The organism is Catenibacterium sp. UBA627, assembly GCF_002299355.1.
GTDB classification, from domain to species: domain Bacteria; phylum Bacillota_I; class Bacilli_A; order Erysipelotrichales; family Coprobacillaceae; genus Catenibacterium; species Catenibacterium mitsuoka.
The window spans coordinates 16,072-31,940 of sequence record NZ_DBPF01000035.1; the positions used below are offsets into that span (position 1 = coordinate 16,072).

At 34.2% G+C, this 15,869-nt stretch carries 19 protein-coding genes; all 19 read left to right on the forward strand.

The annotated features are described in order from the left end of the window. Positions 1–9: 9 nt before the first annotated feature. Positions 10–1,317 (forward strand): transcription termination factor NusA, encoded by a 1,308-nt coding sequence (nusA, locus tag B2S90_RS02180; RefSeq protein WP_278861195.1) that lies wholly within the window; start codon positions 10–12, stop codon positions 1,315–1,317. A 12-nt stretch (positions 1,318–1,329) separates the two neighbouring features. Next, the gene (gene rnpM / locus B2S90_RS02185; RefSeq protein ID WP_006506693.1) at positions 1,330–1,584 is read left to right on the forward strand and encodes an RNase P modulator RnpM; all 255 of its coding nucleotides are present in this window, start codon (positions 1,330–1,332) and stop codon (positions 1,582–1,584) included. Further along, positions 1,574–1,876, forward strand: a complete 303-nt coding sequence (locus B2S90_RS02190; protein ID WP_055233921.1) for a L7Ae/L30e/S12e/Gadd45 family ribosomal protein — start codon at positions 1,574–1,576, stop codon at positions 1,874–1,876. Before rnpM ends, B2S90_RS02190 begins: the two co-directional genes overlap by 11 nt. Positions 1,877–1,879: 3 nt before the next feature. Then, a complete protein-coding gene (gene infB / locus B2S90_RS02195; protein ID WP_055289678.1) occupies positions 1,880–3,724 on the forward strand; it encodes a translation initiation factor IF-2 in 1,845 nt (614 codons plus the stop codon). Positions 3,725–3,727: 3 nt separating this feature from the next. Further along, positions 3,728–4,057, forward strand: a complete 330-nt coding sequence (gene rbfA / locus B2S90_RS02200; protein WP_006506690.1) for a 30S ribosome-binding factor RbfA — start codon at positions 3,728–3,730, stop codon at positions 4,055–4,057. 123 nt (positions 4,058–4,180) lie between these two features. Beyond that, positions 4,181–5,320, forward strand: a complete 1,140-nt coding sequence (gene nagA / locus B2S90_RS02205) for an N-acetylglucosamine-6-phosphate deacetylase (protein WP_286696492.1) — start codon at positions 4,181–4,183, stop codon at positions 5,318–5,320. Positions 5,321–5,322: 2 nt separating this feature from the next. After that, entirely contained in the window at positions 5,323–6,201 is an 879-nt protein-coding gene (locus B2S90_RS02210; RefSeq protein WP_055289423.1) for an aldose 1-epimerase family protein, read from the forward strand. 90 nt (positions 6,202–6,291) lie between these two features. After that, entirely contained in the window at positions 6,292–6,783 is a 492-nt protein-coding gene (locus B2S90_RS02215; protein ID WP_278779149.1) for a hypothetical protein, read from the forward strand. Then, complete coding sequence (locus B2S90_RS02220; protein ID WP_055233916.1) at positions 6,773–7,468, forward strand: pseudouridine synthase; 696 nt, start codon at positions 6,773–6,775, stop codon at positions 7,466–7,468. The genes B2S90_RS02215 and B2S90_RS02220 overlap by 11 nt, the downstream gene beginning before the upstream one ends. Positions 7,469–7,504: 36 nt before the next feature. Further along, on the forward strand, positions 7,505–8,158 hold the full coding sequence (trmB, locus tag B2S90_RS02225) for a tRNA (guanosine(46)-N7)-methyltransferase TrmB (protein WP_055233915.1): 654 nt from the start codon (positions 7,505–7,507) through the stop codon (positions 8,156–8,158). Beyond that, the gene (locus B2S90_RS02230; RefSeq protein WP_270398133.1) at positions 8,151–8,468 is read left to right on the forward strand and encodes a thioredoxin family protein; all 318 of its coding nucleotides are present in this window, start codon (positions 8,151–8,153) and stop codon (positions 8,466–8,468) included. The genes trmB and B2S90_RS02230 overlap by 8 nt, the downstream gene beginning before the upstream one ends. 22 nt (positions 8,469–8,490) lie before the next feature. Then, positions 8,491–9,138, forward strand: a complete 648-nt coding sequence (locus B2S90_RS02235; protein WP_006506683.1) for a hypothetical protein — start codon at positions 8,491–8,493, stop codon at positions 9,136–9,138. Beyond that, a complete protein-coding gene (gene acpS / locus B2S90_RS02240; protein WP_006506682.1) occupies positions 9,138–9,461 on the forward strand; it encodes a holo-ACP synthase in 324 nt (107 codons plus the stop codon). The genes B2S90_RS02235 and acpS overlap by 1 nt, the downstream gene beginning before the upstream one ends. Before the next feature lie 62 nt (positions 9,462–9,523). Then, complete coding sequence (locus B2S90_RS02245; RefSeq protein WP_055233913.1) at positions 9,524–9,877, forward strand: single-stranded DNA-binding protein; 354 nt, start codon at positions 9,524–9,526, stop codon at positions 9,875–9,877. Positions 9,878–9,889: 12 nt separating this feature from the next. Beyond that, a complete protein-coding gene (gene lepA, locus B2S90_RS02250; RefSeq protein ID WP_055289429.1) occupies positions 9,890–11,695 on the forward strand; it encodes a translation elongation factor 4 in 1,806 nt (601 codons plus the stop codon). Positions 11,696–11,805: 110 nt separating this feature from the next. Then, entirely contained in the window at positions 11,806–13,878 is a 2,073-nt protein-coding gene (locus B2S90_RS02255) for a peptidoglycan D,D-transpeptidase FtsI family protein (RefSeq protein ID WP_055289431.1), read from the forward strand. 68 nt (positions 13,879–13,946) lie between these two features. Further along, a complete protein-coding gene (rpmG, locus tag B2S90_RS02260) occupies positions 13,947–14,096 on the forward strand; it encodes a 50S ribosomal protein L33 (protein WP_006506678.1) in 150 nt (49 codons plus the stop codon). Positions 14,097–14,131: 35 nt separating this feature from the next. Continuing rightward, a complete protein-coding gene (locus B2S90_RS02265) occupies positions 14,132–14,743 on the forward strand; it encodes an MBL fold metallo-hydrolase (protein ID WP_055233912.1) in 612 nt (203 codons plus the stop codon). Positions 14,744–15,360: 617 nt separating this feature from the next. Next, a complete protein-coding gene (locus tag B2S90_RS02270) occupies positions 15,361–15,843 on the forward strand; it encodes a peptidylprolyl isomerase (RefSeq protein ID WP_238703641.1) in 483 nt (160 codons plus the stop codon). The last annotated feature ends 26 nt before the right edge of the window (positions 15,844–15,869 follow it).

Sequence of the window (15,869 nt, forward strand, 5' to 3'; positions counted from 1 at the left end):
GTAAAAAACGTGGCGAAAAAGGAAAAAGGTTACAAATCAGCTCTTGAAAATCTTATCGAAGATAAAGGGCTTGATAGCGCTATTGTAATTGAAGCATTGACTGAAGCACTTGCTAAGTCATATAAGAAAAACTATTGTGGTACAGAATCAATCGTTGATTGTAAAATTGATGGTGATGGACAGATTAGAATTTTTATCACTCATCATGTTGTAGATGATGTAAATGATGAAGATTATGAATATTCTATTGAAGAAGCACAGGAAATTGATCCTAAGTATCAGGTTGGGGATGAAGTTGTTGAAGAAGCTGATATTTCTGAATTTGGTCGTTTAGCTGCTATTCAGACAAAACAGTTGTTAAGACAGAAAATCAGAGAAGCTGAAAAAGAAGCGTTATACAACGAATATATCAATAAGCTTGATGAAATCATCAATGGTACTGTTGATCGTGTAGAAGAAAGATTTGCGATTATCAACATTGGTAAGACAGGTGCTCTCCTTTCATCTAAAGATCAGATTCCTGGTGAAACTTTAGTTGAAGGTGAACATGTCAAGGTTTATGTGAGTGAAGTAGAACGTACTACAAAGGGTACTCATATTAGTGTATCTCGTACTCATGAAGGATTAGTTAAACGTTTATTTGAAATGGAAGTACCTGAAATTTTCGAAGGAACTGTAGAAATCAAATCAGTTTCCAGAGAAGCAGGTGAACGTTCTAAGATTGCGGTTTATACAGCAAATCCTGATATCGATCCTATTGGTGCATGCGTTGGTCCTAAGGGAAATCGTGTCAGAAATGTTGTTGAAGAATTAAATGGTGAAATGATTGATATTATTGAATGGTCTGATGATCCAGTTACATTTATTTCACATGCTCTTTCTCCAGCTAAGGTTGAAAGAGTAAAGTTAAATCATGCGAAGAATTCTGCTTTAGTTGTTGTACCTGATGATCAATTATCTTTAGCAATCGGTAAGCGTGGTCAGAACGCAAGACTTGCAGTTAAGTTGACTAACTGGAAGATTGATATTAAGTCAGTATCTGAAATCTTAGAAGAAGGTATTGATTTAGATGCGCCTGAAGTAGATATGGAACTTCTTGAAAAGATGAAGAAATCTATGGAAGAACATGAAGCAGATGAAGAAAAAGAAACTATTACTTTAACTCTTGAAGAGGATGAAGTAGAGGATAAGGTAGAAGAAGACTTAGGTGATGATGAATCATTTGATTATGACGATGATTTTGATGAACCAGATCATGATCCTAAATATGATGAAGATATTGATTATGATCAGTATGATGAATATTATAAAGACTAGAGGTGAACTTTTATGAAGAAAGTGCCTTTAAGAAAATGTGTGGCAACTGGTGAGCAGCTGCCTAAGAAAGAACTTATTCGTATTGTTAGAAATAAAGAAGGAGAAGTTTCTGTAGATCCAACAGGTAAGAAAAACGGACGTGGCGCTTATTTAAAGCGTTCTTTAGATGCTATTGAACTAGCAAAAAAGAAAAAGATTTTAAATAGAGTGCTTGAGGCTGAAATCCCTGAAGAAATCTATGAGGAACTAAAGACTTATGCTCAATAAGCAGGTTGCCTCTTTGTTAGGTCTTGCAATGCGTGGAAGAAAACTTGCAACTGGCGAGAGTGCTTTAAAGTCTATTCAGTCAGGTAAAGCACATCTTGTCCTCATTGCGAGTGATGCAAGTGACAATACGAAGAAGAAATATATTGATAAGTGTACATATTATCAAGTAGATTATTATATTGCTGGCACAAGTGAAGAGTTATCTAATTCTGTTGGTAAAGTCAATAGAATGGCGATTGTGGTCCTTGATGCTGGTTTTGCGAAAAGTATGAAATCGAAGTTAGGAGGGTAATTTATGGCAAAAAAGAAGAAAAACATAAAAAACAAGGGGAATAACAAAAAGAAGATGATCTCAAACTTTCCTAGCAAGAAAGAAGAAAAGGCCATTGTTGATGGTGTAGTTGAATATGAAGAAGGCATCACTGTTGATGAACTTTCTCAGAAAATCGGACAGACACCAGCAAATGTTATCAAGGTTTTATTCATGTTAGGTACAATGGTAACAATCAATTCATCACTAGATGATGAACAGGTTGAACTTATTTGTATGGAATATGGTCTTGAATGTAAAAAGATTGTTCCTGTAAGTGAAGTTAATTTTGAAGATTTAGAAGTTGTTGATGATCCTAAGGATCTTGAGCCAAGACCTCCAGTTATTACTATCATGGGTCACGTTGACCATGGTAAAACAACATTACTTGACCACATTAGAAAGTCAAGAGTTGCTGAAGGTGAATTTGGTGGTATTACACAGCATATCGGTGCTTACCAGGTGTCAGTTAAGGGTAAGAAGATTACTTTCCTTGATACTCCAGGTCATGAAGCGTTTACTGCTATGCGTGCACGTGGTGCAATGATTACTGATATTGTTATTATTGTGGTTGCTGCAGATGATGGTGTTATGCCTCAGACTAGAGAAGCAGTGGATCATGCTCTTGCAGCTGGTGTTCCTATTATTGTTGCTATTAACAAGATTGATAAACCAGGTGCAGACCCTCAGCGTATTATGACAGAAGTTTCTGAACTTGGATTAATGCCTGAAGAATGGGGTGGAGATGTTCCTTACGTTAACATTTCAGCTAAACAGGGTATTGGTATTGATGAATTATTAGAAACTGTTACAGTTGTAGCTGAACTTGCTGAATTAAAAGCAAATCCAAAGCGTATGGCTTATGGTAGTGTTATTGAAGGTCGTCTAGATAAAGGTAGAGGTCCAGTTGCGACTTTATTAATTCAGAATGGTACTTTAAGAAGTGGTAACCCAATTGTAGTTGGTGCAACTTATGGTCGTGTTAGACAGTTAGTTGATGATCGTGGACGTGAAATCAAGGCGGCAGGTCCTGCTACTCCAGTAGAAATTACTGGTTTAAATGATGTGCCTGAAGCAGGTGACAAGTTCATGGTATTTGAAACTGAAAGAGAAGCAAGACATGTTGGTGAAGAACGTGCTCAGAAGAAGATTGAAGAAGAAAGAAATTCTACTTCAGCTATGAGTCTTGATGATTTGTTCTCTCAGATGAAATCTGGTGAAGTTGTTGACTTAAATATTATTGTTAAGGCTGACGTAAATGGTACTGCAGAGGCAGTTAAGAGTTCATTAGAAAAGATTAATGTAGAAGGCGCTAGAGTAAATGTTATCCGTTCTACTGTTGGTGCTATTTCTGAATCAGATATTCTTCTAGCAAGTGCATCAAAGGCTATTATTTATGGTTTCAATGTTAGACCAGATGCTAATGTTCGTCGTAAAGCAGATGAAGAAGGTGTAGAAATCCGTTTACATCAGGTTATCTATAAGATGGTTGAAGAAATTGAAGCAGCTATGAAAGGTATGCTTGCTCCTGAGATGGAAGAAGTTGTTACTGGCCAGGCAGAAATAAGACAAATTTATAAGGTTTCTAAGGTTGGTAATATTGCTGGATGTTATGTAACAGATGGTTCTATTAAGCGAGATTGTGGTATCAGATTGATTCGTGAAGGTATTATTGTATATGAAGGTAAACTTGCTTCATTAAAGCGTTTCAAGGATGATGCGAAGGAAGTCAATCAGGGCTATGAATGTGGTCTTACAATTGAAAACTATAACGATATCAAAGAAGGCGATATTGTCGAAGGATACGTTATGCAGGAAGTTGAAGGTTAATTTATGGCTTCATTAAAGATTGATAAAATGAATCATTATATCATGAAGGAATTATCATTAATTCTTCGTGATGAAGTAAAAGATCCAGCTTTACGTATGTGTACTGTCACTTCAGTAAGCTGCTCTAATGATATGTCAGTGGCTAAGGTTTATGTGACATTCATGAAGAACCAGGGTAAAGGTCTACAGGCATTAGATAGATGTAAAGGTTTTATTCGTTCACAGCTTGCAAGAAGATTAAAAATCAGAAAATGTCCTGAACTTATTTTCAAGGTAGATGAATCTCTTGAATATGGTAATCGTATTGAAGAATTGATCAAGAACTTACACTAAGATTGAGCCTCTTTAAGAGGTTCTCTTTTTTTTACTGAAATATAATAATATATACTCATAAAAATCTGTATAATTTCAATATACGATAAAACTGTGCTATAATATGTAAAGGAGGATTTCTATATGAAAAACGTAATTATAAATGGTAAAGTGATTTTAGAAAATTCTATAAAGGAATTAAATGTATTTTTTGAAGACGGAAAGATTACAGAGGTAAGTGATCGTATACCTACTGATGAAAATGTGATTGATGCAGAAGGTTTATACGTAGCACCGGGTATGATTGATGTTCATACTCATGGACGTAATGGCAGTGATACAATGTATGCTACTTTCAAGGATTTAAACAATATTTCTGTTTCAGAACTTAAGACAGGTGTTACCAGCTTCCTGCCTACAACTATGACCATGCCAGCAGAGGATATCAAAAAGGCTATTGCGGCAGGATATGATAATAAGGATAAGGTAGAAGGTGCTAAAATTTTAGGTATGCACCTAGAAGGTCCTTTCTTTAGTGTGAAATATAAAGGTGCGCAGCCAGAAGAGTGTATGATTGCCCCTACAGTAGAAAATTATTTATCTTTTGCAGGTGATCATCCTGATTTTATTAAAAAGATTTCTTTAGCACCTGAAATTGATGGCGCTCTTGATTTGATTAAATATTTAAGAGAGCAGAATGTTGTTGTTTCTATGGGACATACTGATGCGACTTATGAAGAAGCAGTAAAAGGTATTGAAGCTGGAGCCACTTCAGGAACACATACATATAATGCGATGACTCCATTAAAACATAGAGATCCAGGGGTTGTAGGTGCTGTTATGCTTCATGATGAAGTATATGCTGAATTAATTCTTGATGGTATTCATGTTTCATTCCCAGCTGCTAAAATTCTTTCAAAAATGAAGGGTGCAGATAAATTGATTCTTATTACTGACTCATTAGAAGCTGCAATGCTTCCTGATGGAATTTATGAATTAGGTAATCAGAAAGTATATGTAAAAGATGGTCAAGCGCGCTTAAAGTCAGGAAATCTTGCTGGTTCTACAGCAAATTTAAATCAGTGTGTAAGAAATGCATATAAACATCTTGATTTACCATTATATGAAGCTGTTGGATATGCAACAAAGAATGCAGCGGATCATTTAGGACTTAATGATTATGGACGTATTAAAGAAGGATGCGTTGCTGATATGATCTTTATTGATGATGATATCAATATTCATAGAGTTATCTTAAATGGTGAAACTAAAATCGGAGGATAGTTATGATTACAATTAAAAATGAATATTTAGAAGCCCAGTTTGACCCTAAAGGAGCTGAAATTTCAAAAATTATTGGCATGCAGGATGGCATCAACTATATGTGGAAGCAGGATCCTTGTTTATGGGGACATAGTGCACCTGTTCTATTTCCAATTGTTGGGGCATTAAAGAATGGAACTTGTCGTATTGATGGTAAAGAATATCATATGAATCAGCATGGCTTCTCTAGAAACACAGAATATGAAGTTTATGAACATGATGAAACACATGTTGTTTTCCATTTATCTTCTAGTGATGAAATTAAGAAGATGTATCCTTATGAGTTTGATTTATATGTGACTTATACTTTAGTAGATAATAAGCTTAAAGCAGAATTTAGAGTAGAGAACCATAATGAAGAAGTTATCTATTTCCAGATTGGTGGACATCCAGCCTTTGCATGTCCGTTTATTGAAGGAGAGGATGCAAATGATTATTACATTGAATTTGAACAGCCAGAAACAGTGGAACAGAAAGTAATTGATGTAGCAAGAAAAGGTATGTCTCATGAAACAAGACCATTATTTGATCATGAACGTCATTTCTTTGTACGTCAAGCAATGTTTAATAATGATGCTGTTGTTGTCCCTCATTTTAAATCTCATTATGTATCTCTAAAATCTCTTACAAATAATAAGAGTTTGAATTTCTATATGAAGGGATTTGACCATTTAGGATTATGGACAAGTTCTCATGTAGGCGGCTTACTTGCAATTGAACCATGGGTTGGACATACAGATTATGTTGATTTTGATGGAGAATTCAAGGATAAAGAAAGTGCTGTAGAATTAAAGAAGGATGAAACATTCACTTGCGAATTTGCAGTTGAAATATTTCAGTAAGAAGGCAAAAATTTGCCTTCTTTTTTTTATTTATTGTTTACGGAATATAGATGAGAATGTTATAATTTTTTAACGATAGGAGGTATTGCAATGAAAAAGTTGTTATTGGTTATACTATGTTTGTTGATGACAGCATGTGGAACAAAGACAAAAGATTCTGATATTTCAGATGATGTATTAAAAAAATACAAAGAAGATTTGTTATATACCAAAAAAACTAAGAAAATCGATAATTATTCTGATAAAATGAATATAAAATTGTATTATACAGAAATTAATGAAGGCTATCGCTATGAAATGCTTATAGATGAGCCAAAACAAAATATGTATAATATTAAAGCTATTTCATATAGTCCATCATGTTTAGATGATTATCAGCCGACTATTGGCTATTTTGATAAGGAAACATATTCTATGATTCCTGGAATTGTTGATAAAAAGAAGAATATTTATAAAGGTATTACTTTATCAGGCAGAGTGAAGAAAAAAGAAACTCTAAAAGTTTTAATCGAATTTGATACAAAAAAATCTCAGTCTGGTGAGTCATATAGTTATTGTTTTGAGGTGAAAAATGAGAATTGATAAATTACTAGCTCATTGTGGATATGGATCAAGAAAAGATGTTAAGCAGCTTTTAAAAGATGGCCTGGTTACTTCAAATGGTAAAAAAATAAGATCATCAGGTGCACATGTAGATCCTGAAAAGGATGAAATCTATGTAGGTGATGAAAAAATCAATTATTCTAAGTATGTTTATTATATGCTAAATAAGCCTGATGGCTATGTAAGTGCGACAGAAGATAATGTTTACCCTACAGTTATTGATTTGATTAAAGAATATCATCCAGGATTGTTTCCAGTAGGAAGATTAGACGTAGACACTGAAGGTCTGTTATTAATTACCAATGATGGACAATTGGCACATCGTCTTCTTTCTCCTAGAACACATGTCCCTAAGACTTATTATGTCAAGGTCAAAGGCAGACTTGGAATAGGAGATGTTAATGCATTTACTAAAGGTATTCCTTTAGAAGATTTTACATGTATGCCATCCTATTTAAATATCATCAATAGTGATGAAATAAGTGAGTGTGAAGTTACCATTTATGAAGGTAAGTTCCATCAGGTTAAAAGAATGTTTCAGGCATGTGGTAAAGAAGTTGTCTATTTGAAACGTATTAGCATGGGTGAATTGAAATTAGATGAGAACTTAAAATTAGGTCATTACAGACCACTTACAGATGAGGAAATTAATAGCATACTATAACGTTTTATGATATAATAACATTGATATGGAGGTTTTATGAGATTAAGAAATAATCCTGATGCCATGCCTTTTTTAGAAGAGCAGGCAGATTTAGTTTTTATTAATCCACGTGATCACTTAGGTAAGTGGCACGAGGTGTTTGGAAATAACAATCCTATTGCAATTGAAATTGGAATGGGAAAAGGTGATTTCATTATCGAAAATGCGAGAAGAAATCCAGATATCAACTATATTGGTATTGAAAAATATTCTACAGTTTTAACTATCGCAGTTAAGAAATATCTTGAAATGGAGGCTTTGCCAAATCTCCGTTTTATGAAGGAAGATGCTGCAGTACTTGGTGAAGTGTTTGCGGAAAATGAAATTGATACAGTTTATTTAAATTTCAGTGATCCTTGGCCTAAAAAGAGACATTTAAAGAGAAGATTAACTTATGCTTCATTCCTTGATGTCTATAAGAATATTCTTAAGGAAAAAGGACATTTAATCTTTAAGACAGACAATCGTCCATTCTTTGAATATTCACTTGTTTCTATGAATAATTATGGTGTTTGTTTTCATGATGTATGTTTAGATCTTCATCATAGTGAAGGATATGAGGACAACGTGATGACTGAGTATGAAAAGAAATTCTCACCATTTGGACCAATCTATAGAATTGATATTGATTTTGGAGAAAAGAATGGATAAACTCATCAAACTGCATTCTTTAAAGGAATTTGAAGAAGCTATCCAAAATAGAAGTATTATCGTATTTTCTACAGATTGGTGTCCAGATTGTCTTTATATGAAAACTTATATAGAACATATTGTTGAAAATAATTCAACATATCGATTCTATTATATAAATCGAGATGATATGCTTGATTTATGTATTGAATTAAAAATCTTAGGTATTCCTTCTTTTGTTGCATATGACAAGGGTGAGGAATTAGGTCGATTTGTATCGAAATTAAGAAAGACAGAGGAGGAAGTTCAGTCTTTTATTGATTCAATTTAAAAAAAGAAAGTGTGGGTTGAATATGAAAATTACAGATTGGTTTATGGGCAAGGATATGGATCTTGATGATACTGTAAAGAAAGAGGAACCACCTCATGTGGATCCTGTGATTGAACAGCGTCGTAAAGAAAAATTCAGTGAGCCTATGATCTATAGCGAAGAAAAGAAAGTCGAAGAAAAGAAAGTAGAAGAAAAGGCACCTGTTGTTAAGAAAACAGCAGAACCTAAGAAGCCAAAAAAGCAAGAATATGTCATGAGTCAGATCATCTCTCCAATGAACGGAGTGCAGGAATCTAACAATCCTGCACCACAAAAAAAGCCATTAATTAAGAAAAAAATAAAAAGACGTGAGGATGATGTGGTACCTGTACTAAGTCCTTTTTATGGTGCTCAGGGAATTGAAGAAGAAAAACCTGTAGTGAAAAAGGCAAAGAAAGTAGAAAAGACAGTCAAGAAAGAAAGCGGTGAAGTCATTGATTCTGTGGAAAACCGCTTGAAGAATTTATCTACTTTGACACTTGAATCACAAGAAAACCTCAAAATTGTTGAAGAGAGAACAGGTAAGTTCAAACATGACATGGAGAATGAAGACTCTTTGATTGATGAAATCAATGATGATATGAGCTATGATGAACTCATGAATCTTTATGAAAAGAAGTTTGAAGATTAATGGGAATTGGTGTTGATATTGTTGAACTTTCTCGTTTAGATGTTGACAATGAACGTTTTGTACGTCATATTTTAGCAGATGCAGAATATGAAATATTTCAATCATTTCCAACTGAAAAACGTAAGAGAGAATATCTCGGTGGTCGCTTTGCGGCAAAGGAAGCTTATTTAAAAGCCAATCATCTAGGCATCGGTGGTATTTCATTTCACGATATTGTCATTTTGAATCATGAAGACGGAAGCCCTTATCTGAATGATGAGGATGCAGACATTTCTATTGCACACGATGGTGGCATTGCTATCGCTTTTGTATATAAGAAATAATTCTATTTAACCCGTATTCACCTTCTTCTTAAAACAAGTCTTTTGGAGGAGGTGATTTTTATATGTATAATCATGTATTTCTAGTGGGCAGAATTGCTCAGATGCCTGATTATGAAATTATCAATAATTATCGAAAGGATGCTTTAATCCATCTTCAGGTGTATCGTCCTTTTGATGAGATAAAAGGATGTAGGGATTATGATCTGATTCCTATAATCTTATGGAAAGGTTTAGCGGAAATGATTAATGATACTTGTCATGCTGGCAGTGTCATTGCAATAAGAGGAAGACTGAGTAATCTTGAAGATAAGCCCCAATATAAAGGGTATCGTGTCATGACTGTACGTGCAGAGTCTTTCGAACTTCTTGATGAGAAGCTCAAAGAACTTCAAAAACCGCTGACTATTGAGAAATAAGGAGGTTTATTTATGGTTGATCAGTCACTTATTAGAAACTTTTCAATTATTGCACATATTGACCATGGTAAGAGTACTCTTGCTGATAGAATTTTACAATTAACTGGTACTGTAGCAGATCGAGATATGAAAGATCAGCTGCTTGACGATATGGAACTTGAAAGAGAGCGTGGTATTACAATTAAGTTAAATGCTGTCTCTTTAACATATAAAGCAAAAGATGGAAAAACTTATCTTTTACATCTTATAGATACACCTGGCCATGTTGACTTTTCTTATGAAGTCTCACGTTCACTTGCGGCTTGTGAAGGCGCTATTTTAGTAGTAGATGCCGCTCAGGGTGTTGAAGCGCAGACTCTTGCAAATGTTTATCTTGCATTAGATAACAATTTGGAAATTCTTCCTGTTATTAATAAAATAGATCTACCTAGCGCTGATCCAGATAGAGTTGCTGCAGAAGTGGAAGAATTAATTGGTCTTCCAGCAGATGATGCACCTCGTATTTCAGCTAAGACAGGTTTAAATGTTGAAGCGGTATTAGAGGAGATTGTTAATAAAGTACCTGCACCTAGTGGTGATATTAATGCACCGACTCAGGCTTTAATCTTTGATTCTTTCTATGATGCTTATAGAGGCGTTATTATTCTTGTTTGTGTCAAGGAAGGTAAGATCAGAGTAGGTGATCATATTCATTTTATGGCGAGCAACGCAGATTATGAAGTTGTGGAATGTGGTGTTCATACACCTCGTGAAGTGAAGAAAGATGAGTTAGTAACAGGTGAAGTAGGATGGATTGCTGCAAGTATTAAGTCTATTTCTGATGTTCATGTTGGTGATACAGTTACAACTCTTGAAAATAAAGCGACCGAGCCATTACCAGGTTATCGTCGTATGAATCCAATGGTTTATTGTGGTCTTTATCCAATTGACAATGCGAAATATAAAGATTTGCGTGAAGCACTTGAAAAGATTGCATTAAGTGACTCTTCACTTGTTTATGAACCTGAAACATCTCAGGCTTTAGGATTTGGTTTCCGTTGTGGCTTCCTTGGCTTATTACATATGGATGTTATAGAAGAAAGATTAGAAAGAGAATTTGGCCTTGATCTGATTGCAACAGCACCATCTGTAATCTATAACGTTTATTTAAGTGATGGTTCTATGATTGAAATAGATAACCCAGCTTTACTGCCAGATCCAACAACAATTACACGTATAGAAGAGCCTTATGTACGTGCTGCAATTATGACACCTGATGAATTTATTGGGCCTATTATGGAATTATGTCAGAATAAGCGTGGAGAATATGTAGATATTGAATATCTTGATGATACAAGAAGAAATGTTATCTACTATATTCCTCTATCAGAAATTGTTTACGATTTCTTTGATAAACTAAAATCATGTACACGTGGTTATGCATCATTTGACTATGAATTACATGGTTATCGTACAAGTAACTTGACTAAGATGGATATTCTCTTAAATGGAGAAGTAGTTGATGCGTTATCTTCTATTGTTCATAAGGATTTTGCATATGATCGTGGAAGAATCATCTGTGAGAAGTTAAAGACTATCATTCCAAGACAACAGTTTGAAATTCCTGTTCAGGCCGCTATTCAGGGACGTATTATCGCACGTACTAATATTAAGGCAATTAGAAAGAATGTCCTTGCAAAGTGTTATGGTGGGGATATTTCACGTAAGAAGAAGCTTCTTGAAAAACAGAAAGAAGGTAAAAAGCGTATGAAGGCTGTGGGAAGTGTTGAAATACCACAGGAGGCATTCATGGCTATTTTATCTGTGGATGATGAATAGGCAGAATGATTTCTGCCTTTCTTTATTTTTTCACACATTTCATTTTCTCTAATTAATTGAAATGATAGGAATATACATATATAATATGAGAGAAAAAAGGTGGGATTTGATTGTTTAGTAATAGACCGATAAAGTTTATAGGGCGAAAAGAAGCCCAGGAACAGCAGCGTAACCAGCTAGATAATGTAGTTGCACGTCGTTTTTATATTATTATTGGCGTTGTTATTGTGATAGCAACAATATTTGCATTGAGATTGTTCTATATGCAGATTAATAAGTCTGATTTCTATTCAGCTAAGCTAGAACAATACAGCACAAATACATTTGAAGTAGATGCATTACGTGGTGAAATAGTTGATAGAAATTATAATAAGCTTGTTTATAACGAAAATGTTGTTTGTGCAACTTATTATGCGGTTAGAGGAATTAAGGATGATGAAATTAAATCTATGGTTAATTTTATCACTAAGAATTGTAATGTTGATATTTCAAGTGTAACTGAAAGAGAGAAAAAAGATTACCTTCTTATGAAGGATAAGAAATTTGCAAAATCTCTCGTTACAGAATCTGAAAAGAAGGCTCTTGCTGCAAATGATGATGGAGATACGGAGTATTATAATTTACAGTTAAAAAGAATTACAAAGAAAATATTAGAAAAACATTTAACTGATGATGATATCCGCTATTATAAGCTCTATTATACAATCAAGAATTGTAAGAGTGGTTCTGCAGTACTTCTTGAGAATATCAGTTATCAGGAAGCAAGTATCATTGGTGAAAATAATGATTTATTAAGAGGTATTCAGGTAACAAGTGACTGGAAGCGTGCTTATACAGATGAGTCTATGCTAAAGAGTACACTTGGTAAAGTTACTACAAAGAAACAGGGGCTTCCTGCAACTTTAAAAGATGAACTTCTTGCGTTAGATTATAGTAATGACTCACGTGTTGGTACGTCTGGATTAGAAAGACAATATGAAGACATTCTTAGTGGGAATAAGTCAGTTATGACTTTGAACTATATGAGTGATGGAACACCTATTGTCAAAACAAAGAAACAGGGTAGCAGTGGTGAAAACATTCAGTTGACCATTGACTGGGATATTCAGACACAATTGACTCAGATGGTTGAGCAATGTCTTTATAGTCATACATCTGAAAGGTATCAGCAGCATATTTATTGTGTTGTGATGGAGCCTAAGACAGGTGATGTGGTTGCCTTAGTTGGTAAGGAATTTAATAAAGAGAAGACACCTTATGAAATGAAAGATGCGACTTATCTAGCTTATACGGGTGCATATCGTATTGGTTCTACTATGAAGGGGGCTGTTATTTACGCCTGCTTCAAGAATAACATTATTAAAGCGAACCATTATGAAACTGATACTTCTGAAGGTTTGAAGATTGCTGGTACAAAAGCAAAGCATTCTTGGAACAAGAGTGGTTTCGGTAATATTAATGAAGTACAGGCATTGGCTTATTCTTCAAACATTTATATGATGAAGATTATTATTAAACTTGCTGGTGGTCATTATCAGTATGATCGACCAATTCATATCAATAAGAGTGCATTTACTAAATTGAGAAATGCAGCGGGTGAATTAGGATTAGGTGTCAAGACTGGTATTGATTTACCTTATGAGGCAGCAACTGGGCCTCGTGAGGAAGAAGATACAGCGGGTAAGCTTCTTGACTTCTCAATTGGTCAGTATGATACGTATACACCATTACAACTTGCTGTATATGCTTCTACATTGGCTAATAAAGGTGTTAAAGTACAGCCTCATCTTTATAAGAGTTCGTTTAAGACAGATACGTCCGGTGAAATTGTAACTCTTAATACGCATAAGAAGAAGGTTATGGATGATGTATCTGAAGGTAATGAAGATGCGTTCAATCAGATTCAGGCTGGTATGAAAGCCGTAGTTACTTATGGTACTGCTGCAGGTTCATTTTCTGGTTTCCCATATGATATTTCAGGTAAATCAGGTACTGCCGAAGACTATACACATACAGGTAATATCGACCATCCTAACCATTTGTTTATTGCTTATGGTCCAAGTAAAAATCCACAGGTTGTTGTAGCTGTTCTAGAAGAGAGATTAAAGGGTTCTAATGATGCGCCTACTATCGCAAAAAAAGCGTTTAGTCTCTATTTTGAAAAATATGGCTATAATAATTAAAAAATTACTAGTAATTTATAAATTTATATGATAATATATTGAAGCAAACTTATTTGGAGGTGTAATTCATGAGAGATAATATTATCTTAAAGTGTACAGAATGTGGTGAAGAAAACTATATCAACACAAAGAATAAAAAGAGTCATCCTGAAAGGGTTGAATTTAAAAAATATTGTCCAAGATGTAACAAGAAAACTGTTCATAAGGAAAAGAAATAAGCCTCAAGGCTTATTTTTTTTATAGGAGGATTTATATGATTAAAAGATTAGTAGTAGGTCCTTTACAGGAGAATTGTTATATAGTGAGTTGTGGTCATACCTGTGTTATTATTGATCCAGGAGATGAAGCAAATCATATTATACAGGAAATAGAGACTGATCATTTAGAAGTAAAAGGCATTCTTGTGACACATGGTCATTTTGATCATATTGGTGCTGTGAATGAACTAAAAGCATATTATCATACAGATGTATATGCCACGAAGGATTCTAAAGATATGATGCTTAACTGGGATGAAAATCTCTCAGTTATGATTGGTGGGGAAAAGTATATTGTAGAAGATGTACAAATCATTAATGATACAATTATGCTTGAAGGCATGAACTTCAAAGTTTATGAGACACCAGGTCATGCAAAAGGAAGCTGTCTTTATTATTATGAACAGGAAAATGCATTATTTACTGGTGACACATTATTTAGAGGCGGCTGTGGAAGAATTGATTTCCCTACAGGAAGTCAGTCGGCTATGATGAAGTCTTTAAGTAAAATAAAACAATTTATATTTGATGCCGATGTCTATCCAGGACATGGTCCACAATCCAAAATCTCTGTAGAAAAGAGAAATAACCCGTATTTATCCTTTTGAGTAAAAAAGTTGCTGTTTAGTGCAAAAATCTAAAGATATATAATTTTAGGTATATAATGGTAAAGAAGTGGATTTTAATACTTATATTTGGTTTTTCCTTTATGTATAGGAGTTATACATTCTCATTATCCATTTCAATCTGTCCTCTAACCCCTGAATAGAGGACTTTTTTTATTTTTTTGTGTATGAAAATAATGCGCTTTCAATTATAATGAGAAATGGAGGTTTATGAAATGAAAAAGATAATACGTTTAATACTTGCTATGGTTATAAGTTCTACACTTATAGGATGTTCTTCTAAGCCTGGAGGAACGATTGACTTGACAAGTAATATCAAAGTAACAATCAAAGGCTATAATGGTAAGGGAGAGGTTTATGTCGATAATAATACAAAGTATGATAAAACCAATTCTGACATTAGAGATTTTGTAAGTAATGTAGAATATACGTTAGAAAACGGTGAAAATGGTGCACTCTCTAATGGTGATGAAATTACTATTAAGGCTAAATATTCTAAATCACAGGCTGAAGATTTAAGGCTTACTATTAAGAATCCTACTAAGAAGGTCAAGGTATCTGGGTTAAAAGATTTATTAACAGGTTATTATGATTGTGAAATCAAGATTAAAAATTATGGTTCAATTAAATTAAAGCTTGATGCGAATACAGCACCTATTACCGTAAGCAATTTTGTCGGACTTGCAAATGATGGTTTCTATAATGGCTTAACATTCCATCGTATTATTAAAGGATTTATGATCCAGGGTGGAGATCCTAATGGAGATGGAACAGGAGGTTCTAAAGATACTATTAAGGGTGAATTTTCTAGTAATGGTGTGGATAATCCTTTGAAGCATACAAGAGGCGTTATTTCAATGGCAAGAAGTCAGTCCAATGATAGTGCCAGCAGTCAATTCTTCATTATGCATGAAGATGCACCTTCATTAGATGGTGAGTATGCAGCATTTGGATGTGCTTATTCAGGAATGGATATTGTTGATAAGATCTGTAATGATGCAAAGACAGAAGACAGCAATGGAACAGTACTAAAAAAGAATCAGCCAGTTATTGAAAGTATTATATGTACAAAGGTTCAGTAAATTTTACTGAATCTTTTTTAAGTTCT